The organism is Streptomyces sp. NPDC050743 (assembly GCF_044456925.1).
In the GTDB taxonomy this organism is placed as follows: Bacteria; Actinomycetota; Actinomycetes; order Streptomycetales; family Streptomycetaceae; genus Streptomyces.
In genome coordinates this window covers 77,537-98,417 of the sequence record NZ_JBITGJ010000006.1, presented here as the reverse complement: position 1 = coordinate 98,417, position 20,881 = coordinate 77,537, and the positions used below count along the sequence as shown (strand labels likewise).

The window sequence follows — 20,881 nt, the reverse complement described above, 5'->3', positions numbered from 1 at the left end:
GTACCCCCCAGTAGGTACGCTGCAGTCCATGCGTGCACTTCTCGTGGTCAACCCGGCGGCAACCACCACAAGCGCACGCAGGCGTGACGTGCTGATCCACGCGCTGGCGAGCGAGATGAAGCTGGAGGCGGTCACCACCGAGTACCGCGGGCACGCGCGCGACCTCGGCCGGCAGGCGGCGGACAGCGACGACATCGACCTGGTCGTGGCCCTCGGCGGTGACGGCACGGTCAACGAGGTCGTCAACGGCCTGCTGCACTCCGGTCCCGACCTCGAGCGTCTGCCCGGTCTCGCCGTCGTACCCGGCGGCTCCACCAATGTCTTCGCCCGCGCCCTGGGCCTGCCCAACGACCCGGTCGAGGCCACCGGCGCCCTGCTGGACGCGCTGCGGGAGGGCCGGGAGCGGGTCGTCGGCCTCGGGCTGACCTCGGGTACGCCCGGCACCGGGGACGAGGCGGTCCCGGACCGCTGGTTCACCTTCAACGCGGGACTGGGGTTCGACGCGGGTGTCGTCGGCCGGGTGGAGCAGCAGCGCGAGCGCGGGAAGAAGTCGACGCACGCGTTGTACGTACGTCAGGTGCTCCGGCAGTTCCTCGGTGAGCCCAACCGCCGGCACGGCTCGATCACGCTGGAGCAAACGGGTGAGGATCCGATCGCCGATCTTGTGGTCGCCATAGTCTCGAACACGTCCCCTTGGACGTATCTCGGCAATCGCCCCATGTACACGTCGCCTAAGGCCTCGTTCGATACCGGCATCGACGTGCTCGGTCTCAGCCGTCTGTCGACCGCCGCGGTTGCCCGGTATGGCACCCAGTTGCTCACTTCGTCCCCCGAGCGCGGACCCCATGGTCGACATGTCGTCTCGCTGCACGATCTGGACCAGTTCACCTTGCATTCGAAGGTTCCTCTGCCCCTGCAGATGGACGGTGACCACCTGGGACTGCGTACGAGCGTGACGTTCACAGGCGTACGCCGTGCACTGCGTGTGATTGTGTGAGCGGAACAGGCAAAAGTCCTTTCACTCGAACGTTTAGGCCAGGATCCACCCCATGGAAGTACGGCTGTGACCTAGTCGACACCGAGGAATCAAAAAAAACTTTCTGGAAGGGGTTGTATCCGTCGCCGAGGTTTGCGAGTCTCTACCTGGCGATCGGGACGGCCCGCGAGACCGGCCTCCACTGATCACCGGAACCCCTCTTCAAAACCAAGGACCACGCCGGGGAAGACTCGGCGGTCGGCCCTTCACTTGTTGAGGGATTCGTGAAAGCGTTCACATTCACAAGCAACCTGCACGTAATACGTTCAGAGAACCTAGGAGAGGTAGCAGCCATGGACTGGCGTCACAACGCCGTTTGCCGCGAGGAAGACCCCGAGCTCTTCTTCCCCATCGGCAACACCGGTCCTGCGCTGCTGCAGATCGAGGAAGCCAAGGCCGTCTGCCGTCGCTGCCCGGTGATCGAGCAGTGTCTGCAGTGGGCGCTCGAGTCCGGTCAGGACTCCGGCGTCTGGGGTGGTCTCAGCGAGGACGAGCGCCGCGCCATGAAGCGCCGCGCCGCCCGCAACCGGGCTCGTCAGGCCTCCGCCTGACATACCCACCCCTGCTGACAGCCTGAGCTTGGCGGCGCGTGCAGCACGCACGCATCTCCCGCCCCCGAGCCGCAGCGCGCAGTATCCCCCGATGCCGCTAGCGATATAGCAGAGCAGCAACGAGCACGAGCCTCGGACCCATGGCGGTCCGGGGCTTTTTGCTGTCCGCGCCTAGCCGCGTCCACCGGCAAAGCCCCCTTCGCCGTAAGCCGGTTGGGCTACTTCTGCGCCCGCACCGGAATGTCGAGGATCACCCTGGTCCCCCGGCCCGGCGCCGGCACCATGTCGAACGTGCCGCCCAACTCGCCCTCCACCAGCGTCCTTACGATCTGCAGGCCGAGGTTGCCCGAGCGGTGCGGGTCGAAGTTCTCGGGCAGGCCGACGCCGTCGTCCTGGACGGTGACGAGGAGGCGGGCCTCCTTGGTCGTACCGCCGCGGACCGCGGAGACCTCGACCGTGCCCGTGTCGCCCTCGCGGAAGCCGTGCTCCAGGGCGTTCTGCAGGACCTCGGTGAGCACCATCGACAGCGGGGTGGCCACCTCGGCGTCGAGGATCCCGAACCGCCCGCTGCGCCGGCCGGTCACCTTGCCCGGCGAGATCTCGGCGACCATCGCCAGCACCCGGTCGGCGATGTCGTCGAACTCCACGCGTTCATCCAGGTTCTGAGACAGCGTCTCATGCACGATCGCGATGGAGCCGACCCGGCGGACGGCCTCCTCCAGGGCCTCCCGGCCGCGCTCGGACTCGATGCGCCGGGCCTGCAGCCGCAGCAGCGCGGCGACCGTCTGGAGGTTGTTCTTCACCCGGTGGTGGATCTCCCGGATGGTCGCGTCCTTCGTTATCAACTCGCGCTCGCGGCGGCGCAGTTCGGTGACGTCCCGGCACAGCACCAGCGAACCGATCCGGGTGCCCTTGGGCTTGAGCGGGATCGCCCGGAACTGGATGACGCCGTCGTTGGCCTCAATCTCGAACTCGCGCGGCGCCCAGCCGCTGGCCGCCTTGGCGAGCGCCTCGTCGACCGGACCCCGGGTGGGGGCGAGTTCGGCGGTGGTCTGCCCGAGGTGCTGGCCGACCAGGTCGGCGGCGAGGCCCAGGCGATGGTAGGCGGACAGCGCGTTCGGGGAGGCGTACTGGACGATGCCGTCGCCGTCCAGCCGGATCAGGCCGTCGCCGACGCGCGGCGAGGCGTCCATGTCGACCTGCTGGTCGAGGGAGGGGAACGATCCCGCCGCGATCATCTGCGCGAGGTCGGAGGCGCTCTGGAGGTAGGTCAGCTCCAGGCGGCTCGGGGTGCGGACGGTGAGCAGGTTGGTGTTGCGGGCGATCACGCCGAGGACGCGGCCCTCGCGCCGTACGGGGATGGACTCGACCCGTACGGGGACCTCTTCGCGCCACTCCGGGTCGCCCTCGCGCACGATCCGGCCCTCGTCCAGCGCCGCGTCCAGCATGGGCCGCCGGCCGCGCGGGACCAGGTGGCCGACCATGTCGTCCTGGTAGGAGGTGGGACCGGTGTTGGGGCGCATCTGGGCGACCGAGACGTACCGGGTGCCGTCCCGGGTGGGGACCCACAGAACCAGGTCGGCGAAGGAGAGGTCGGAGAGCAGCTGCCACTCCGAGACCAGCAGATGGAGCCACTCGAGGTCGGAGTCGTCGAGGGCGGTGTGCTGGCGGACCAGTTCGTTCATGGAGGGCACGTCTGCGAGCGTACCCGCACGTTTGAACATGGCTGAAAAACATCTGCGGCCGACCCCGGAAACACCCGCGGGCCGCGGCGCCTGGAAGGGACCCTCAACCCTCCCGGCACCGCAGCCCGGAGCATCATCGGCCGTGGGGTGTGCGGTCCCGGTCGGCCGAAGGTCGAGGAGCCGGGGCAGTCAGGGCAGAGAGCACCGGTTCCTCGGTCCGCCTTCCTGTGCGGGGAAGGCGGAGGCTTGTTCACTTGGATGTCCACTGCGATTCTGGACTAGACCACAACGATGTGTCCATGGTCTTGTCGGCATGCACGAAGACTCGGTCCACACCCCGACGCACAAGACCGGTGCACCCCGTGCACAGAAGCGATGGCACGCGATGCCACGCAGCCTAGCCCGCGCGGGTCACCCTTGGGGCCAGATGGACAGGGCAATTTCCGCGAGCGCTTCCAGTTCCCCACGGCTCGCTCCGTCGCGGGCCTGCTGGGACATGCCCTGGACCATGGCGCCGGTGTGCCGGGCGAGGGCGGCGGCGTCGGTGCCGGCCGGGAGCCGCCCCGCCGCGACGTCCGCCCGGATCCGCGACTCGAAGGCGGCGATGTCCGCGTTGCGCCGATCGCGCAGCAGCCGCGTCACCTCGGGGCTGGTGCAGTTGGTGGCGGCGTGCACGACCAGGCAGCCGTAGGGGTGGGCGGGGTCGGTGTACGCGGCGGCGGCCTCGCGCAGCATGCACGCGACGGCGGCGCGGGCGGTGGGCTCCTCGGCGAGGGCGCGATCGCCGAAGGCGCCGTGGGTGTCGGCGTAGAGCCGCACGACCTCCTCGAACAGTGACCGCTTGTCACCGAAGGCCGCGTACAGGCTGGGAGCGCCGATGCCCATGATCCGGGTGAGGTCGGCGACCGAGGTGGCCTCGTAGCCGTGCTCCCAGAAGGCCATGAGCGCCTTCTCCAGGGCGGTGGCACGATCGAAGGAGCGCGGGCGGCCACGCGATCTGGAGGCTCCGGCCCGTGTGCTCGTGTCCTGACCACTCACCATGGGAGGGCATTTTATAGCGGCCCTTAGAGAAATGCGGGGCCCTCGGAAACACAAGGCGGGCGCGCTCCCCCGGGGACCCGGTTCTGTTAGATTGGTCTAAACCACATAGACGTCCAGAGCCCACTTCAGAACGGCAGGCCCAGCGTGGAAGTTGTCATCGTTCCGGACGCCGCGGGCGGCGAGCTGATCGCCGAGGCCATGGCGCAGCTGCTGCGACGCAAGCCCGACGCCCTGCTCGGCGTGGCCACCGGCTCCACCCCGCTGCCCGTCTACCAGGCGCTGACCGCGAAGGTGCGCTCCGGCGCCGTGGACACCTCGCGGGCGCGCATCGCCCAGCTCGACGAGTACGTGGGACTGCCCGCCGACCACCCCGAGTCCTACCGCTCGGTGCTGCGCCGGGAGGTCCTGGAGCCGCTCGGCATCGGCATGGACAAGTTCCTCGGACCCGACGGCACCGCCGAGGACGTCCGGGCGGCCTGCGCGGCGTACGACCGAGCGCTCGCCGAGGCCGGCGGGGTGGACCTGCAGCTTCTCGGGATCGGCACCGACGGTCACATCGGCTTCAACGAGCCCTGTTCGTCCCTCGCCTCGCGCACCCGGATCAAGACGCTGACCGAGCAGACCCGCGTCGACAACGCCCGCTTCTTCGACGGCGACATCGAGCAGGTGCCGCACCACGTCATCACCCAGGGCATCGGCACCATCCTGGAGGCCCGGCACCTGGTGCTGCTGGCGACCGGCGAGGGCAAGGCGGACGCGGTCGCCGCGACCGTCGAGGGCCCGGTCGCGGCCGTCTGCCCAGCCTCCGCGCTCCAGCTGCACCCGCACGCGACGGTGGTCGTCGACGAGGCGGCCGCGTCCAAGCTGAAGCTGGCCGACTACTTCCGGCACACCTACGCGGGCAAGCCGGACTGGCAGGGGATCTGACGCCTGCTCGCCGCTATGGACTAGACCAGCCTTGGTCGCCATTGTATATAGAGGGGATCACGGAGCGTGCGGGTGGAGCCCTGACAGAGGAACCCGTGCCACGATGTGAGCCGTGGCCGATGGGATGTCGGTCGCTTTCGGCATCCGGAGCCGGGAAGGCAGAGCATGAGCACCGACGTCAGCAGTGCGGAGAACGAGGCCGGCACCACCGTCCGTACGGCGCGCGTGCCCAAGTACTACCGCCTGAAGAAGCACCTGCTCGACATGACGGAGACCCAGGCGCCGGGCACGCCGGTCCCGCCCGAGCGCACGCTGGCGGCCGAGTTCGACACCTCCCGCACCACCGTCCGCCAGGCCCTGCAGGAGCTGGTGGTCGAGGGGCGCCTGGAACGCATCCAGGGCAAGGGCACCTTCGTGGCCAAGCCCAAGGTGTCCCAGGCGCTCCAGCTCACCTCCTACACCGAGGACATGCGCGCCCAGGGCCTGGAGCCGACCTCGCAGCTGCTGGACATCGGGTACATCACCGCCGACGACCGGCTCGCCGGGCTGCTCGACATCGCCGCCGGCGGACGGGTGCTGCGCATCGAGCGGCTGCGCATGGCCAACGGCGAGCCGATGGCCATCGAGACCACCCACCTGAGCGCCAAGCGCTTCCCGGCTCTGCGCCGCTCCCTGGTGAAGTACACGTCCCTCTACACCGCCCTCGCCGAGGTCTACGACGTCCACCTCGCCGAGGCCGAGGAGACCATCGAGACCTCGCTGGCCACCCCGCGCGAGGCGGGCCTGCTCGGCACCGACGTGGGCCTGCCGATGCTGATGCTCTCCCGCCACTCCCTGGACCACGAGGGCAAGCCGGTGGAGTGGGTGCGCTCGGTGTACCGGGGCGACCGGTACAAGTTCGTCGCGCGGCTGAAGCGGCCGGTCGAGTAGGACCCGCAGACCGTCGCTGAATCGATATACCGAGATCCGGACGAGGTCTTCCGCTTCCACGACACCGTCACCTACATTGCCTGCGCATTACACAGGTGATCAGCGAGGGGACGGAGCCGTGTCATGTCCGAAACGCCTGAAGTGAAACCACCGGTGGTGACACCGGTGCGCGTGGTCATCGGCCTGTGTCTCGTCGCGCCCTTCGTGGCGATGCTCTGGGTCGGCTCCTACGCCAAGACGGACCCCGCGTTCATCGGGATCCCGTTCTTCTACTGGTACCAGATGGCCTGGGTGTTGATCTCCACCGCGCTCACGATGACCGCGTACAAGCTGTGGCAGCGCGACCAGCGCGGCCGCACCTCCCAGAAGGGCGGTGAGGTGAAGTGAAGGACGGCGTCAACGGCGTCGCGCTCGGCGTCTTCATCTTCTTCTTCCTGGCCGTCACGGTCGTGGGCTTCCTCGCCGCCCGCTGGCGCAGGGCCGAGAACGAGCACTCCCTGGACGAATGGGGCCTGGGCGGACGGTCGTTCGGCACCTGGATCACGTGGTTCCTGCTCGGCGGCGACCTGTACACGGCGTACACCTTCGTCGCCGTACCGGCGGCGATCTACGCGGCGGGCGCGGCCGGCTTCTTCGCGGTGCCGTACACGATCCTGGTCTACCCGCTGATCTTCACGTTCCTGCCGCGCCTGTGGTCGGTCTCGCACCGCCACGGGTACGTCACCACCTCCGACTTCGTCCGGGGCCGCTTCGGCTCCAAGGGCCTGTCGCTGGCGGTGGCGCTGACCGGCATCCTGGCGACGATGCCGTACATCGCGCTCCAGCTCGTCGGCATCCAGGCGGTGCTGGACGTGATGGGCGTCGGCGGGGACGGCAGCACCAACTGGTTCGTGCGGGACCTGCCCCTGCTGATCGCGTTCGGCGTGCTCGCGGCGTACACCTACTCGTCCGGCCTGCGCGCCCCCGCCCTGATCGCGTTCGTCAAGGACACGCTGATCTACATCGTCATCGCGGTGGCGATCATCTACATCCCGATCAAGCTGGGCGGCTTCGACGACATCTTCGCCAAGGCGGGTCACGCCTTCAGCCAGGTCAACCCGGCGACGGGCAAGCCGCGCGGCGCGCTCGCGCCTCCGGAGGCCGGCCAGTGGACGTACGCCACCCTGGCCCTGGGCTCCGCGCTCGCGCTCTTCATGTACCCGCACTCGATCACCGCGACCCTGTCCTCCAAGAGCCGTGAGGTGATCCGCCGCAACACCACGATCCTGCCGCTGTACTCCCTGATGCTCGGCCTGCTGGCCCTGCTGGGCTTCATGGCGATCGCGGCCGGGGTCAAGGTCACCAACGGCCAGCTGGCCATCCCGCAGCTGTTCGAGAACATGTTCCCGGACTGGTTCGCGGGCGTGGCCTTCGCGGCGATCGGCATCGGCGCCCTGGTCCCCGCGGCGATCATGTCGATCGCGGCGGCGAACCTCTTCACCCGCAACATCTACAGGGACTTCATCAAGCCGGACGCCACGCCGAAGCAGGAGGCCCAGGTCTCCAAGGTCGTCTCGCTGCTGGTGAAGGTCGGCGCGCTGGTCTTCGTGCTGACGATGGACAAGACAGTGGCGATCAACTTCCAGCTGCTGGGCGGCATCTGGATCCTGCAGACCTTCCCGGCCCTGGTCGGCGGGCTGTTCACCCGCTGGTTCCACCGCTGGGCCCTGCTCGCCGGCTGGGCGGTCGGCATGGTGTACGGCACGGTCGCCGCGTACGGCGTCGCCTCCCCGACGCAGAAGCACTTCGGCGGCTCGGCGAAGGAGATCCCCGGCATCGGCGAGATCGGCTACATCGGCCTCACGGCCTTCGTCCTCAACGTCGTGGTCACCGTGGTCCTCACCTTCGTCCTCAAGGCCGTGAAGGCCCCCGAGGGCGCCGACGAGACCAAGCCGGAGGACTACACGGCGGACGCGGGCGACCCGGGGGTCCAGGTGGAGCTGCCGCCGGCCACCGCGGGCGCCGGTCACTGAGCGACTGCCGTACGACGGGCCGCCGGAGGAAATCCGGCGGCCCGTTGCCGTACCCCTCCGGCAGACTCGGTGCCATGGACATCCGGATCCGCCCCGCAGCCCCCGCCGAATACGACGCCCTCGGCGAGATCACCGCACAGGCGTACCTCCAGGACGGGCTCCTGGACTTCGGCGAGAGCGACGCGTACCTCGGCGAACTCAGGGACGTGGCCAAGAGAGCGGCCGCGGCCGACGTACTCGTGGCCACCCGGAACGACACCCTCCTCGGCGGAGTCACCTTCGTGCCCTCCCCCGGTCCCATGGCCGACATCGCCCGCCCCGGAGAGGCCGAGATCCGCATGCTGGCCGTCGCCGGAGCCGGCCGCGGCCAGGGTGCCGGCGAGGCCCTCGTCCGGGCCTGCGTCGACCGCGCACGGGCCACCGCGGGCTGCCGGGCCGTCGTCCTGTCGACCCAGCGCAGCATGCACGCCGCCCACCGCATCTACGAACGGCTGGGTTTCGTTCGCACACCCGAGCGGGACTGGAATCCGCTGCCCGAGTTGGACGACATCACTCTGCTCACCTACGAGTTGACGCTCTGACACCACCACGACACAACATCTGGGGGTGACGCGACAGCCCGGCACTAGATGTATGCTCATGCTCGCTGTCGCCGCAGGGGAATCCGGTGCGAATCCGGAACTGTCCCGCAACGGTGTACTTGTGCGCGTCTGCGCTCAGGAGTCAGTCCGAGGACCTGCCGACAGCGCACCCGGCCGTCCGGTTCGGGTGGCCTTCAGACGTCCGGGCCTCGTGGGATGGGCCGGTGGACGCGACGCCGTGTGCGCTCGTGGCTGCCTCCTGCCCTCCGCAAGGCCCCCGTGCCGAGCGAGGGAGAGCCCCACGTGACCATCGCGCCAGCAGATCCGGCTTCAGCCAGCGGCCTGGAGACCGTCGGTCCCGGTACCGCGTTGCTGCGGACCCTGACCGAGCTGACCGCCGACCTCCCCGACGCCGACCCTGGCCGGGTCGCCGCCGCCGCGCTGCGCGGCCGGTCGGCGCGCGCGGACGAGTCGGAGTTGCGCGAGCTGGCCACCGAGGCCGCCGCCGGGCTCATCTCCGAGGACCCCGCCTACTCCCGGCTGGCCGCCCGGCTGCTGACCCTCTCCATCCGCGCCGAGGCCGCCTCGCAGGGCGTGACGTGCTTCACCGAGTCCGTGGCCGTGGGGCACCGCGAGGGACTCATCGCCGACCGCACCGCGGAGTTCGTGCGGCTCCACGCCGAGCGGCTCGACGCGCTGATCGACCGCGGGGCCGACGACCGCTTCGGCTACTTCGGCCTGCGCACCCTGCACAGCCGCTACCTCCTGCGGCACCCGATCACCCGCGGGGTCATCGAGACGCCGCAGCACTTCATGCTGCGGGTCGCGAGCGGCCTGGCCGAGGACGACACCACCCGGTCCGTGGACGAAGTGGCCGCGCTCTACCGGCTCATGAGCCGGCTCGACTACCTCCCCTCCTCCCCCACGCTCTTCAACTCCGGTACGCGGCACCCGCAGATGTCGTCCTGCTACCTCCTCGACTCCCCGCTGGACGAGCTGGACTCCATCTACGACCGCTACCACCAGGTGGCCCGGCTCTCCAAGCACGCCGGCGGCATCGGTCTGTCGTACTCCCGGATCCGCAGCCGCGGTTCGCTGATCCGCGGCACCAACGGGCACTCCAACGGCATCGTGCCGTTCCTGAAGACCCTGGACGCCTCGGTGGCCGCCGTGAACCAGGGCGGCCGGCGCAAGGGCGCCGCGGCCGTCTACCTGGAGACCTGGCACTCCGACATCGAGGAGTTCCTGGAGCTGCGGGACAACACCGGTGAGGACGCCCGCCGTACGCACAACCTGAACCTCGCGCACTGGATCCCGGACGAGTTCATGCGCAGGGTCAACGCCGATGGGCAGTGGTCGCTGTTCTCCCCGTCGGACGTGCCGGAGCTGGTGGACCTGTGGGGCGAGGAGTTCGACGCCGCCTACCGCAAGGCCGAGGCGGCGGGCCTGGCGAAGAAGACCATGCCGGCCCGTGAGCTGTACGGCCGGATGATGCGTACCCTCGCGCAGACCGGCAACGGCTGGATGACCTTCAAGGACGCGGCCAACCGCACCGCCAACCAGACGGCCCTGCCGGGGCACGTCGTCCACTCCTCCAACCTCTGCACGGAGATCCTGGAGGTCACGGACGACGGGGAGACCGCGGTCTGCAACCTGGGGTCCGTCAACCTGGGTGCGTTTGTCGACATGGCGACCGGGGACCTCGACTGGCGGCGGCTGGACGAGACCGTCCGCACCGCCGTCACCTTCCTCGACCGCGTGGTCGACATCAACTTCTACCCGACCGAGCAGGCGGGGCGGTCGAACGCCAAGTGGCGTCCCGTCGGCCTCGGCGCGATGGGTCTGCAGGACGTCTTCTTCAAGCTGCGCCTGCCCTTCGACTCGCCGCAGGCCAAGGCCCTGTCCACGCGGATCGCCGAGCGGATCATGCTCGTCGCGTACGAGGCCTCCGCCGACCTGGCCGAGCGCAACGGCCCGCTGCCGGCCTGGGAGAAGACCCGTACGGCCCGGGGCGTGCTGCACCCCGACCACTACGGCGTCGAGCCGGCCTGGCCGGAGCGCTGGGCGGCCCTGCGCAGCCGTATCGCCGAGGTCGGCCTGCGCAACTCCCTGCTGCTGGCCATCGCGCCCACCGCCACCATCGCCTCCATCGCGGGCGTGTACGAGTGCATCGAGCCGCAGGTGTCGAATCTGTTCAAGCGCGAGACGCTGTCCGGTGAGTTCCTCCAGGTCAACTCCTATCTGGTGCAGGACCTGAAGGAGCTGGGCGTCTGGGACGCCCGCACCCGTGAGGCGCTGCGCGACTCGGGCGGCTCGGTGCAGGACTTCGCGTGGATCCCGGCCGACGTACGGGCGCTGTACCGCACGGCCTGGGAGATCCCGCAGCGCGGGCTCATCGACATGGCGGCGGCCCGCACCCCGTTCCTGGACCAGGCCCAGTCCCTGAACCTGTTCATGGAGACGCCGACCATCGGCAAGCTCTCCTCGATGTACGCGTACGCCTGGAAGTCGGGCCTGAAGACGACGTACTACCTGCGCTCCCGCCCGGCGACCCGCATCGCCCGCGCCGCCCAGGGCCAGGCGCAGACCAAGACCCCCATCCCCGTCCAGCAGGCCGCCGACCCCGACGCCGTCGCCTGCTCCCTGGAAAACCCCGAGTCCTGCGAGGCCTGCCAGTAATGTCCAACCGTCCCCAGAACCTTCTCGACCCGGGCTTCGAGCTGACCCTGCGCCCCATGCGCTACCCCGACTTCTACGAGCGCTACCGGGACGCGATCAAGAACACCTGGACCGTGGAGGAGGTCGACCTCCACTCGGACGTCGCCGACCTCGCGAAGCTGACGCCCGAGGAGCAGCACCTCATCGGCCGCCTGGTCGCCTTCTTCGCGACCGGTGACTCGATCGTCGCCAACAACCTGGTGCTGACGCTGTACAAGCACATCAACTCCCCCGAGGCCCGGCTGTACTTGAGCCGTCAGCTCTTCGAGGAGGCCGTGCACGTCCAGTTCTACCTGACGCTCCTGGACACCTACCTCCCCGACCCGGACGACCGCGCGGCCGCCTTCGCCGCGGTGGAGAACATCCCCTCCATCCGGGAGAAGGCCGGATTCTGCTTCAAGTGGATCAACGAGGTCGAGAAGATCGAGCGGCTGGAGACCAGGGCCGACCGCCGTCGCTTCCTGCTCAACCTGATCTGCTTCGCCGCGTGCATCGAGGGCCTGTTCTTCTACGGCGCCTTCGCGTACGTCTACTGGTTCCGCAGCCGGGGCCTGCTGCACGGCCTCGCCACCGGCACCAACTGGGTGTTCCGCGACGAGACCATGCACATGAGCTTCGCGTTCGACGTGGTCGACACCGTCCGCAAGGAGGAGCCGGACCTGTTCGACGACGAGCTCGGGCAGCAGGTCACCGACATGCTGCGGGAGGCCGTCGAGGCCGAGCTGCAGTTCGCGCGGGACCTGTGCGGCGACGGCCTGCCGGGCATGAACACCGAGTCGATGCGGCAGTACCTGGAGTGCGTCGCCGACCAGCGCCTCGTCCGCCTCGGCTTCGCCCCCGTGTACGGCTCGCAGAACCCGTTCTCCTTCATGGAGCTGCAGGGCGTTCAGGAGCTGACGAACTTCTTCGAGCGCCGCCCGTCGGCGTACCAGGTCGCGGTGGAGGGCACCGTCGACCTGGACGAGGACTTCTGACCCCTCCTTCCACCCCGATCGCTCCGGGCCTCCTGGGCCCTCCTGATCTGGCGGTCGATGATCTTGTCGTGCGCGATGCCGATCACCGCCGGGAGGACCAGGAGGCCCAGGATCCCGATCACGGCGATCATTCCGAGCAGTCCTTCTGTCTGTGTCACGTTCATGTACACCACTGTCACGCCGGATGCTCCTTACCGGGAGTGGCAGGACTGTCGTACACCCTCGATTTACTGCCACCGGCGAGGCACACTGGCAGCATGCTGCAGAACGTGGCCGCCGTGCTGCTGGACGGCGTGAACCCCTTCGAGATGGCCGTCGTCTGCGAGGTGTTCGGCATCGACCGCAGTGACGAGGGTCTGCCGGTGTACGACTTCGCGGTCGCCTCGGCCGAGGGCCCGGTGCTGCGCTCGAACGCGGGGTTCACCCTTCAGGTCGAGCACGGCCTGGAGCGCCTGGAGTCGGCGGATCTGATCGCCGTGCCGGCCGGGGCCCGCTACGACGCGCGCGCGTTCCCGCCGGAGCTGCTCGACGCCCTGCGCCGCGGGGTGGACCGCGGCGCCCGGGTGCTCAGCGTCTGCTCGGGCGTCTTCGTGCTCGCCGCCGCCGGGCTGCTGGACGGCCGGCGCTGTGCCGTGCACTGGCACCATGCCGAGGAGCTGGCCCGCCAGTACCCGCGGCTGAGCGTGGAGCCGGACGTGCTCTACGTCGACGAGGACCCCGTGATCACCTCGGCCGGCACCGCCGCCGGGATCGACGCCTGTCTGCACCTGGTGCGCAAGGAGCAGGGCCCCGAGGTCGCCAACAAGATCGCCCGCCGGATGGTCGTACCGCCGCACCGGGACGGCGGGCAGGCGCAGTACATCGAGCGGCCGCTGCCGAAGGGGCCGTGCGACACCGTCGGCGAGGTGCTGGTGTGGATGGAGGAGCACCTCGACCAGGAGGTGACCGTCGAGCAGCTCGCCGCCCGCGCCCACATGGCGCCGCGTACCTTCGCGCGCCGCTTCCAGCAGGAGACCGGGACCACTCCCTACCGGTGGATCCTGCGGCAACGGGTGCTGCGCGCGCAGGAGTTGCTGGAGGGGACCGACGAGACCATGGACGCGATCGCCTGGCGGACCGGGTTCGGTACGGCGGCGGCGCTGCGGCACCAGTTCGTCCGGGCGCTCGGCACCACCCCGAACGCCTACCGGCGCGCGTTCCGGGGCCCTGAGGCCGCCTGAGCGCGCGCCGGTACCAGGTGTCCTACCCTGACCCTCCTACCAAGGCAGCGGCCTCAGCAGCAGGTTGTGCGGGCGGAGTGTGATGCCCACGCGGGTGGTGTCGTTCGACCCCGCGACCTGCTCGAAACGGTACTTCGCCGAGATCGCCGCGGTGATCAGGCTCAGCTGGGTCATGGAGAAGTGGTCGCTGGGGCACTTGCGGTTGCCGACGCTGAAGGGGCTCATGGCGTACTTCGGCACGTCCTTGGCCCGCTCCGGCAGCCAGCGGTCGGGGTCGAAGTCGAGGTGGCGGTCGTAGGAGCGGGCGTCGCGCTGGATCGCGTAGGGGCTGTAGACGATGTCCGCCCCGGCCGGAATGCGATATTCGCCGAGCGCGGTGTCGGTCACCGCTCGCCGCGTCAATATCCATACGGCGGGCCGGAGCCGCATGGCCTCGACGACGACATTGTTGGTGTGCCGTAGTGAGCGGACGTGTTCGAATCCGACCGGTCGACCACCGGTCACGGATTCGACCTCGGTCCGTACCTTCTCGGCGTGTTCCGGGTGTTCCGCGAGGACCTGGAGCAGCCACATGATCGTGGACGCCACTGTTTCGCTGCCGGGGGTGAGTATCGCGACGACCTGGTCGTGGATCTCCTGTTCCCCGATGGGGTCGCCATTGTCGTCCTTGGCGTCCAGCAATGCCGTCAGCAAATCGTCCGGCTTTTGACCAGATGCCCTCCGCTCGGCGACGATCTCGTCGACCAGCAGATGCAGATCGGCCAGCGCCCGGTTGAATTCGCGGTTGGCCGGGAGCGGCAGCCGGTACAGCGGCCCGAGCGGGATGACCATCCGCCGGTACATGCCGCGGAAGACGGTGGCGAGGTCGACGCTGAGCCGCTCGGCGCGCTCGTCCATGTACTCGCCGCGCAGCAGGCAGCGGGCGGCGATGCGGACGGCCACCCGGAAGGACTCGGAGGTGCAGTCGACGGTCTCGCCGGGCCGCCAGCGCTCGGTCAGCGCGTGCGCCTCCTCCTCCATGATCGGCCCGTAGCCGGGGATCGCGTCGAGCCGGAACGCGGGCTGGATGGTGCGCCGCTGACGCCGGTGCCGGGGGCCGTTGGCGGTGGCCACGCCCTCCTTGCCGAGCAGCCCTTCGAGGGACTCCCACAGGGGCCCGTCGATCTTGAAGTCGGGGTTGAGCGCGAGCGCGCCGGTGAGTTCGGGGGTGGTGACGGCGTACACCGTCTTGGGGCCGAGCCTGAGGCGTACGACGTCGCCGTGGTCGCGGAGCCGGGACATGAACGCGAGCGGGTCGCGAACCAGTTTCAGGCCGTGCCCGAGGCCCGGCACGGCGCCCCCGGCCAGGGGCGGTTCACGCAGTTCGGTGGTGCCGGTGGTGGCCTCGGGGGTCTCGGGCCGCACAGACTCGACGGTCATTACTCACCTGCCGTTTCGTTCGTGACGTACGGGGGCGTGGACCGGTCGTCCCAGGTGTCGACCATGTACCGGCCGGACTCGTGGTGGAACCAGTAGACGGAGCTGAACCAGTTCCGCATATTGCCGACGCAGGCGCGCACCGCGGCGCTCAGTTCCTTTCCGCGGACCGTGTCGTCGGCGAGGCCGTCGGCGAACCGCAGGGCGTCATGCTCGACTCGAAGGAATTCATCGATGCATTCCTCGACGCGCCGCCTGACTTCGTCCACCGATTCCTCGAGAGTCAGCCTCTCATGGGTGATGAGACTGATGCCGAGATTGTGGACCTCGTCGCCCGCTATTTCCTTGGGCAGCGAGCACAGATCGTTGTACCAGGCGGCGAATTCCTGACTGAGCAGCGCGGCCCGGCGATAGGCCGGGTTTTTCCTTACGGAATTTGGGAGTTCACACCCGGCGCTCGGCTCCAGCAGGTCCGTCCATATCCGGTGCGCGAAGGTGTGCCGGCGCAGGGCGAGGTATTCCTCGACGCCGGGTATGTATGCCTCGGCGCGGTTGCGGTACTCGCGGTCGTAGGCCTCGATCACCGCGTGGAAGTGCCGGGCGAACCGCTGGTTCCAGGTGCGCGACAGGAAGCCGTACAGCCGCAGCACGCTGTCCGCGAACCCCGCGACCAGCGGATCCGGGTGGTGCAGATGGTGCCGGGGTGCGTCGAGGGCCGTGTGGAGGCGGTGCCTGAGGCGCCGCCAGTCGTCGGCCCGGCCGTGGACGACGTACCGGTCGTGGCGGTCGTCCCAGACGAAGAACCATGCGCTGTAGTCGGCGATGGCCTGCAGGACCTCGTCGGGGGCACCGAGGTAGTAGCCCGCCATGAGGTCGGTGTAGCACAGTCCATCGGCATATTCCCGCACCTTGTCCGCCGGCATGAGCCGTTTTTCCAGCAGCCAGAGCCGTGTCTTCTCCTGGAGTCGCGGCCAATACGGGTGCAGTTGCCGAGGAAAGGCGGACTCGATCACCGGGAGTGCCAGTGAGGGTGGTACTACGACCGCCATCGGCGTCGCTGTGGTGCCGTGTGGGAAAGCATGCACGTACAAACCCCTCTCCGCCGCCAGGAGCGCGCACCCTCCTGTCGTACCGGGCGTGCGCCGTTGCGTATCCCCGCACTTACATTCAGCACCACAACTGACCGTCATGGGAACGGATTTGCTTCACTCACTACCCCAGGGTGCCGAGAATCCCCCCTTGTGTGACTGATTAAGGATCACCAGACGGGTAGAAAGGTTCGGTTGTACGACGCACGGACGAGCGAGTCCGGGCATGGGAAGGGCGCCCGACCGGGAGTGATCCCGGCCGGGCGCCCCAAGCCCCCGGCACCCGCTAGTCGTTGGCGACCACCGGATAACGTGGCTCGTTCTCGGCCATCTGCCGCAGCGCGTCCTTGCGGTCCCGCTTGGACAGCCGGTCGATGTACAGGTAGCCGTAGAGGTGGTCGGTCTCGTGCTGCAAACACCGTGCGAAGTAGCCGGTGCCGCGGACCTTGATCGGGTTGCCCTGCTCGTCCTGGCCGGTCACCTCGGCGTAGTCGGGACGGGCGAGCGGCGCGTACGCCGTCGGCACGGACAGACAGCCCTCGTTGCTGTCGTCCAGGCGGCGCTGCTCGGCGGGCAGCTCGACGAGCTTGGGGTTGCAGACCACGCCGACGTGCCGGACGCCCTCGTCGTCGGGGCAGTCGTAGACGAAGACCTTCAGGTCGACGCCGATCTGGTTGGCGGCCAGGCCCACGCCCTCGGCGGTGCGCTGGCTGGCGAACATGTCGGCGACGAGCTGCTGCAGCTCCTCGCCGAACTCGGTGACGTCCTTGCACTCCTTGTGCAGCACCGGGTTGCCGACGACCGTGATCGGCCGCGAGGTCCCGCGCTCCCGCCAGGCCTTCTCGCGCTCCTCGCAGTCCTCCGTGTCGACGACGTATCCCTCGTCGTCGACGGGGAGCACGCCCGCGTGCTGCTGATCGGTGTCCTGCTGCGCCATGACCGACGTACGCCTTCCTGCAAACCTGGGAAAAGTCTCGGGTACAGCCTAAAGGCGGCAGGTCGTCGGCGGCTCAGCAAACCTCTTCCAGGTCCCGCCAGTCCCGCGAGTCCGGGCTGTCGGCGACCCACCCGTCCAGCAGCCCCCGCACCAGCGAAGCCGGCGCGGCCACCCCGCACTCCCGCTCCGGCACCCACAGCTGTCCGTCCGTGCGATGCCCCAGCGGCCCGGGATGACCGGGCTCGCTGTGGTCGTGCGGGTCCAGGTGATCGCCCTCGCCCTCGTCCGACGGCATCCGCGACTCCGAGCACATCCGGCACAGCAGCCGCACCGAGGAGGACCAGTCCTCCGCGGCGAACCCGGCGTCCGCGGCGAGCTGCTCCAGCGCGTCCCGGTCCGCCTCCGTGGCCGCCTCCAGCAGCACCACCCAGGTCGGAACGGGTGAGGGCGCCCACAGCTCGATCTCGTCGAAGACCGGGTACGCGTGCCCGGTGGACGTGGTGCGCTCGCCGTGCGGAACCCCGTCGTGCAGCACGACCTCGCCCCAGCGTCGCCCGGACGAGGGAAGCGGGATGGACAGCACCTCGATCCGCGCCGGGTCCAGCCTGCGGCCCCACACGACCTCGGCCTCGCCCTCCGGGGAGAGCCGTACGGCCGCGCTGCCCAGCTCCATGCCGACCGGTTCCCCGGCCACGGTGGCCCCGCCGGGCACCTTCAGCCCGTAGGCCTGCCAGGCTCGGCGGGCCAGCGGCCAGTCCTGCAGGGCGGTGGCGGCGATGCCGACGTTCCACCAGTCGGGCGCCCCGGCCTCCCGGTCCAGCAGCGCGACCGCCCGCAGACCGGCCGCGCGGGCCTGCTCCCAGTCGTGCCGGAACTTGTGCAGCAGGGCGAGGTTGAACCAGGACTCCGACAGCCAGGGCTCCAGATCGGCGGCCCGTGTCAGCAGCTCGCCCGCGTCCTCGTACCGGCCGTCGCCGATCAGCGTGAACGCGCGGTCGGTGGCCTGCCGCCAGGAGGCGGAGGGCCGGTGCCGTCCCTTGCCGAAGATCCTCACGATTCCCGCCTGCCAGTTCCAGTTCCGCTCAGTGGGCTGGCTTGTGCCCCCGGACACCCTCTCCCTCGCATCCAACCACGTACGGTGGGAGAGGCGCTCATTACCCATGGGTTACCCAGCCGCGGGGAGGGTCAGACAGTGCCGTGCGTCTCCCGTCGCCCGCCACCGGCGCGCTATCCCGCCAGGCCCGGGGCTGGGCGAGGACCCTGGCCAGGGACTCCACCACCTCCGGAGCGTAGTCACCGGCGGTGCCGAGGCGCAGTTCCTCCAGCGCCCGCAGGGGCCCCTCGGGGCCGGCGTCCCGGGTCTTCTCCTCGTAGGCGTTCACGGCCCGGATGATCCGGGCGGCGACGGGCTGTTCGCGGTAGGGGTCCGCCTGCCGCTCCACCATCACGGCGACGGCCGCGGACACACCGGTCTGCCGTACGACGGCCCCGCCGAGCAGCGCGATCCGCCGCTGCTGCGCGGCGGGCAGATCGGCGGTGGCGCCGGCCGGGACCGGGTCGACCAGGCTGAGCTGGCCGATGTCGTGCATGAGGGCCGCGTACTCCAGGACGGTCAGTTCGCCCCCGGTCAGGCCGAGATCCCGGCCGACGGCGAGGCTGAGCGCGGCCACGCGGCGGGCGTGCCCGGCGGGGGTGCAGCCGGCTATCTCGGTGGCCCGGGCGAGCGAGGCGATGGTCTGCCGGTAGGTGGCGCGGACGGCCGCGTACCGGCGCAGGGACAACTGGGTGAGCAGCAGGGGCAGGCAGAACACGGGCAGCGCCCACAGCCCGGCGACGGCGACCCCGAGCGCCATCACCGCGCCGGTCGCACAGACGGCGGAGCCGATGCCGAGCAGCCCGCGCAGCTCCTCGCGCAGCAGCGGGCCGAACGGCCAGCGGGTGCGGGAGTGGGCGAGAGCGGCGGCCAGGACGGCGTCGCACAGGGCGGTGAGGCAGAGCAGGGCGACGAGGAGCAGGGCGTAGGCGGGACCGCTCCAGGAGGCGAACACGCCCTTGTTGTAGAGGGGTTGGAAGCAGACGGCGGCGAAGCCGACGGTGAGCACCCGGCGGGCCAGATGGTCGAGGGTGGGGGTGCGTCCGTGCCAGATGTGCGGGACGGCGCCGAGCAGGGCGGCCGCGAGGACCACGGTGACGACCTGCGCCGCGTCGGCTTGCGTCGGCCGTCCGGCCACCGCGCCGAGCAGGGCGTACGACAGCGAGCCGGCGGTGGCGAGGGGGGCGGCCTGCCGTACCTCGGCGTCGCTCCACCGGGTCAGCTCGCCGACGGCTATGAGCACCCCGAAGGCGAGGGCGACGCCCCGTTCGTCGAGCCCGGTCCACAAGGTGGCGGCGAGGGAGCCGGCCCCGGCGAGGGCGGCGGCGCCGTGCACGATCCGCAGGGCGGTCACCGGGGTGCCCCGATGACCGGCGACCGGCCCTCGCTCTCCCGCGGCGTCCCGGTGTCCTCGGAGGTGACGGTGGGGTGCCAGCCGTAGCGGCCCAGTGCGCGGGCGAGCGCGTCCACCATGCGCGGGTCGAACTGCGCGCCCGCGCAGCGCTCCAGCTCGGCGACGGCCGCCGCGACGGGCCGGGCCCGGCGGTAGGAGCGGGTGGAGGTCATCGCGTCGAAGGCGTCGGCGACGGCGACGACCCGGGCGCACTCGGGGATCTGGCCGCCGACGAGGCCGTACGGGTAGCCGCTGCCGTCGAGGCGTTCGTGGTGGTGCAGGATCGCGGCGCGGGCCTCGCCGAGGAAGGAGATCCCGCGGACCATCTCGTGGCCGTACTCGGGGTGGAGTTCGATGATCCGGCGTTCCTCGGGGGTCAGCGGTCCGTCCTTGCGCAGCAGCCGGGTGGGGACGCCGAGCTTGCCGACGTCGTGCAGGATGCCGGCGAAGCGCAGGGTCTCGACGCGGTCGTCGTCCATGCCGAGTTCGCGGGCGATCATCACGGAGGCCTGTCCGACGCGTTCGCTGTGGCCGCGGGTGTAGCCGTCCTTGATGTCGACGGCCTGCACGAGGGCGCGGATGGTGGCCTGGTGGGCGGCGCGTTCGCGGTGGTACTGGGCGAAGACCCACCAGGACACGCACATCGGCAGCAGCACGAGCAGCGCGGCGACCGGACCATACGGGCTGCGCCACAGCACGGCCGTCATCAGCCCGGCCAGTCCGTGCACCGCGACCGGCGCGAGGGAGCGGGACAGCAGCCCGCGCCAGGCCCGGCGCAGCGGGATGCCGAGGGCGGCGGCGCGGATGCCGCCGTCGAGGACGGTGAGGATCAGACAGAAGGCGAGGACGGCCGCGCCGGCGGGCAGCAGCGCGTACGGGAAGTCGGAGGCGACCACCGCGTCCCGGCCGCCGAGCGCCCAGTGCACCCGGGCGGCGCCCCACACGGCGAGCGCGGGCTGCGCGGCCCGCCAGACGCGCCGCAGCGGCGCGGGCCGGTGCCCGGCTTGCCCGGCCGGGGACAGCAGGGCCGCGGGCAGCGGGACCAGCGCGGCGGCCGGCGGCGGCAGCAGGAACGCCCCGGCGAGCAGCACGGGGTAGAAGGTGCCGCCGAAGCGGCGGCGTACGACGTGCTCACAGGCGGCGTAGAGCGCGCAGAGCAGGCCGAGCGCCGGCCAGGGGGTGCGTATCGTCGGCAGCGGCAGGAGGCAGAGCAGCGCCAGCAGGGCGACACAGGCCACATAGCCGCGTGCCCTCGCGGGTACCGCCTCCATCGCGCCCC

The 20,881-nt window shown here is 70.2% G+C and carries 18 protein-coding genes and 1 riboswitch; of the genes, 10 read left to right on the top strand and 8 right to left on the bottom strand.

Translation table 11 applies throughout. From position 1 onward, the window contains the following. Positions 1–28: 28 nt before the first annotated feature. Entirely contained in the window at positions 29–997 is a 969-nt protein-coding gene (locus tag ACIBJF_RS09465; protein WP_399173107.1) for a diacylglycerol/lipid kinase family protein, read from the top strand. A gap of 332 nt (positions 998–1,329) precedes the next feature. After that, positions 1,330–1,587 (top strand): WhiB family transcriptional regulator, encoded by a 258-nt coding sequence (locus ACIBJF_RS09460; protein WP_003992873.1) that lies wholly within the window; start codon positions 1,330–1,332, stop codon positions 1,585–1,587. Between the two features lie 218 nt (positions 1,588–1,805). On the opposite strand, the gene ACIBJF_RS09455 is transcribed toward ACIBJF_RS09460, so the two are convergent. Together ACIBJF_RS09455 and ACIBJF_RS09450 are read right to left on the bottom strand one after the other, a co-directional pair. Beyond that, positions 1,806–3,281 (bottom strand): sensor histidine kinase, encoded by a 1,476-nt coding sequence (locus ACIBJF_RS09455; RefSeq protein WP_399173106.1) that lies wholly within the window; start codon positions 3,279–3,281, stop codon positions 1,806–1,808. A gap of 402 nt (positions 3,282–3,683) precedes the next feature. Then, positions 3,684–4,313: a TetR/AcrR family transcriptional regulator gene (locus tag ACIBJF_RS09450; RefSeq protein WP_399173105.1), complete on the bottom strand. Its 630-nt coding sequence runs from the start codon at positions 4,311–4,313 to the stop codon at positions 3,684–3,686. A 144-nt stretch (positions 4,314–4,457) separates the two neighbouring features. On the opposite strand from ACIBJF_RS09450, the gene nagB reads away from it, so the two are divergent. From nagB to ACIBJF_RS09410, 8 genes are all read left to right on the top strand, one after another. Then, entirely contained in the window at positions 4,458–5,240 is a 783-nt protein-coding gene (gene nagB / locus ACIBJF_RS09445; RefSeq protein WP_399173104.1) for a glucosamine-6-phosphate deaminase, read from the top strand. A 165-nt stretch (positions 5,241–5,405) separates the two neighbouring features. Continuing rightward, positions 5,406–6,170, top strand: coding sequence for a GntR family transcriptional regulator (locus ACIBJF_RS09440; RefSeq protein WP_351799543.1), 765 nt, complete (start codon positions 5,406–5,408; stop codon positions 6,168–6,170). Positions 6,171–6,293: 123 nt separating this feature from the next. Continuing rightward, a complete protein-coding gene (locus ACIBJF_RS09435) occupies positions 6,294–6,557 on the top strand; it encodes a DUF3311 domain-containing protein (RefSeq protein ID WP_399173103.1) in 264 nt (87 codons plus the stop codon). Next, a complete protein-coding gene (mctP, locus tag ACIBJF_RS09430) occupies positions 6,554–8,182 on the top strand; it encodes a monocarboxylate uptake permease MctP (RefSeq protein ID WP_399173101.1) in 1,629 nt (542 codons plus the stop codon). The genes ACIBJF_RS09435 and mctP overlap by 4 nt, the downstream gene beginning before the upstream one ends. A 74-nt stretch (positions 8,183–8,256) precedes the next feature. Further along, complete coding sequence (locus tag ACIBJF_RS09425) at positions 8,257–8,763, top strand: GNAT family N-acetyltransferase (RefSeq protein WP_399173100.1); 507 nt, start codon at positions 8,257–8,259, stop codon at positions 8,761–8,763. Positions 8,764–8,840: 77 nt separating this feature from the next. Next, positions 8,841–8,919: riboswitch (cobalamin riboswitch) on the top strand. 147 nt (positions 8,920–9,066) lie between these two features. After that, entirely contained in the window at positions 9,067–11,442 is a 2,376-nt protein-coding gene (locus ACIBJF_RS09420) for a ribonucleoside-diphosphate reductase subunit alpha (RefSeq protein ID WP_399173099.1), read from the top strand. Then, positions 11,442–12,455 (top strand): ribonucleotide-diphosphate reductase subunit beta, encoded by a 1,014-nt coding sequence (locus tag ACIBJF_RS09415; protein WP_399173098.1) that lies wholly within the window; start codon positions 11,442–11,444, stop codon positions 12,453–12,455. The genes ACIBJF_RS09420 and ACIBJF_RS09415 overlap by 1 nt, the downstream gene beginning before the upstream one ends. 257 nt (positions 12,456–12,712) lie before the next feature. Beyond that, positions 12,713–13,675: a GlxA family transcriptional regulator gene (locus ACIBJF_RS09410; RefSeq protein WP_399173097.1), complete on the top strand. Its 963-nt coding sequence runs from the start codon at positions 12,713–12,715 to the stop codon at positions 13,673–13,675. 36 nt (positions 13,676–13,711) lie between these two features. Here the strand turns inward: ACIBJF_RS09410 and ACIBJF_RS09405 are convergent, their stop codons facing one another. The 6 genes from ACIBJF_RS09405 to ACIBJF_RS09380 all read right to left on the bottom strand — a co-directional run bounded on the left by ACIBJF_RS09405 (position 13,712) and on the right by ACIBJF_RS09380 (position 20,873). After that, positions 13,712–15,094: a cytochrome P450 gene (locus ACIBJF_RS09405; protein ID WP_399173096.1), complete on the bottom strand. Its 1,383-nt coding sequence runs from the start codon at positions 15,092–15,094 to the stop codon at positions 13,712–13,714. After that, the gene (gene cyc1 / locus ACIBJF_RS09400) at positions 15,094–16,176 is read right to left on the bottom strand and encodes an epi-isozizaene synthase (RefSeq protein ID WP_399173095.1); all 1,083 of its coding nucleotides are present in this window, start codon (positions 16,174–16,176) and stop codon (positions 15,094–15,096) included. The genes ACIBJF_RS09405 and cyc1 overlap by 1 nt, the downstream gene beginning before the upstream one ends. A 289-nt stretch (positions 16,177–16,465) precedes the next feature. After that, positions 16,466–17,116, bottom strand: a complete 651-nt coding sequence (gene def, locus ACIBJF_RS09395; RefSeq protein ID WP_399173094.1) for a peptide deformylase — start codon at positions 17,114–17,116, stop codon at positions 16,466–16,468. A 73-nt stretch (positions 17,117–17,189) separates the two neighbouring features. Further along, positions 17,190–18,170 carry a tetratricopeptide repeat protein gene (locus tag ACIBJF_RS09390; protein ID WP_399173093.1) on the bottom strand — a complete coding sequence of 327 codons (981 nt, stop codon included), beginning with the start codon at positions 18,168–18,170 and terminating at the stop codon, positions 17,190–17,192. A gap of 100 nt (positions 18,171–18,270) precedes the next feature. Beyond that, positions 18,271–19,563, bottom strand: a complete 1,293-nt coding sequence (locus tag ACIBJF_RS09385; RefSeq protein WP_399173092.1) for an HD-GYP domain-containing protein — start codon at positions 19,561–19,563, stop codon at positions 18,271–18,273. After that, entirely contained in the window at positions 19,560–20,873 is a 1,314-nt protein-coding gene (locus tag ACIBJF_RS09380) for an HD-GYP domain-containing protein (protein WP_399173091.1), read from the bottom strand. The genes ACIBJF_RS09385 and ACIBJF_RS09380 overlap by 4 nt, the downstream gene beginning before the upstream one ends. Between the last annotated feature and the right edge of the window lie 8 nt (positions 20,874–20,881).

Coding starts and splice junctions, on each gene's coding strand:
- ACIBJF_RS09465 (WP_399173107.1), top strand. CDS start 29: ATGCGTGCACTTCTCGTGGTCAACCCGGCGGCAACCACCACAAGCGCA.
- ACIBJF_RS09460 (WP_003992873.1), top strand. CDS start 1,330: ATGGACTGGCGTCACAACGCCGTTTGCCGCGAGGAAGACCCCGAGCTC.
- ACIBJF_RS09450 (WP_399173105.1), bottom strand. CDS start 4,313: ATGGTGAGTGGTCAGGACACGAGCACACGGGCCGGAGCCTCCAGATCG.
- ACIBJF_RS09440 (WP_351799543.1), top strand. CDS start 5,406: ATGAGCACCGACGTCAGCAGTGCGGAGAACGAGGCCGGCACCACCGTC.
- ACIBJF_RS09435 (WP_399173103.1), top strand. CDS start 6,294: ATGTCCGAAACGCCTGAAGTGAAACCACCGGTGGTGACACCGGTGCGC.
- ACIBJF_RS09425 (WP_399173100.1), top strand. CDS start 8,257: ATGGACATCCGGATCCGCCCCGCAGCCCCCGCCGAATACGACGCCCTC.
- ACIBJF_RS09415 (WP_399173098.1), top strand. CDS start 11,442: ATGTCCAACCGTCCCCAGAACCTTCTCGACCCGGGCTTCGAGCTGACC.
- ACIBJF_RS09410 (WP_399173097.1), top strand. CDS start 12,713: ATGCTGCAGAACGTGGCCGCCGTGCTGCTGGACGGCGTGAACCCCTTC.
- ACIBJF_RS09405 (WP_399173096.1), bottom strand. CDS start 15,094: ATGACCGTCGAGTCTGTGCGGCCCGAGACCCCCGAGGCCACCACCGGC.
- def (WP_399173094.1), bottom strand. CDS start 17,116: ATGGCGCAGCAGGACACCGATCAGCAGCACGCGGGCGTGCTCCCCGTC.
- ACIBJF_RS09380 (WP_399173091.1), bottom strand. CDS start 20,873: ATGGAGGCGGTACCCGCGAGGGCACGCGGCTATGTGGCCTGTGTCGCC.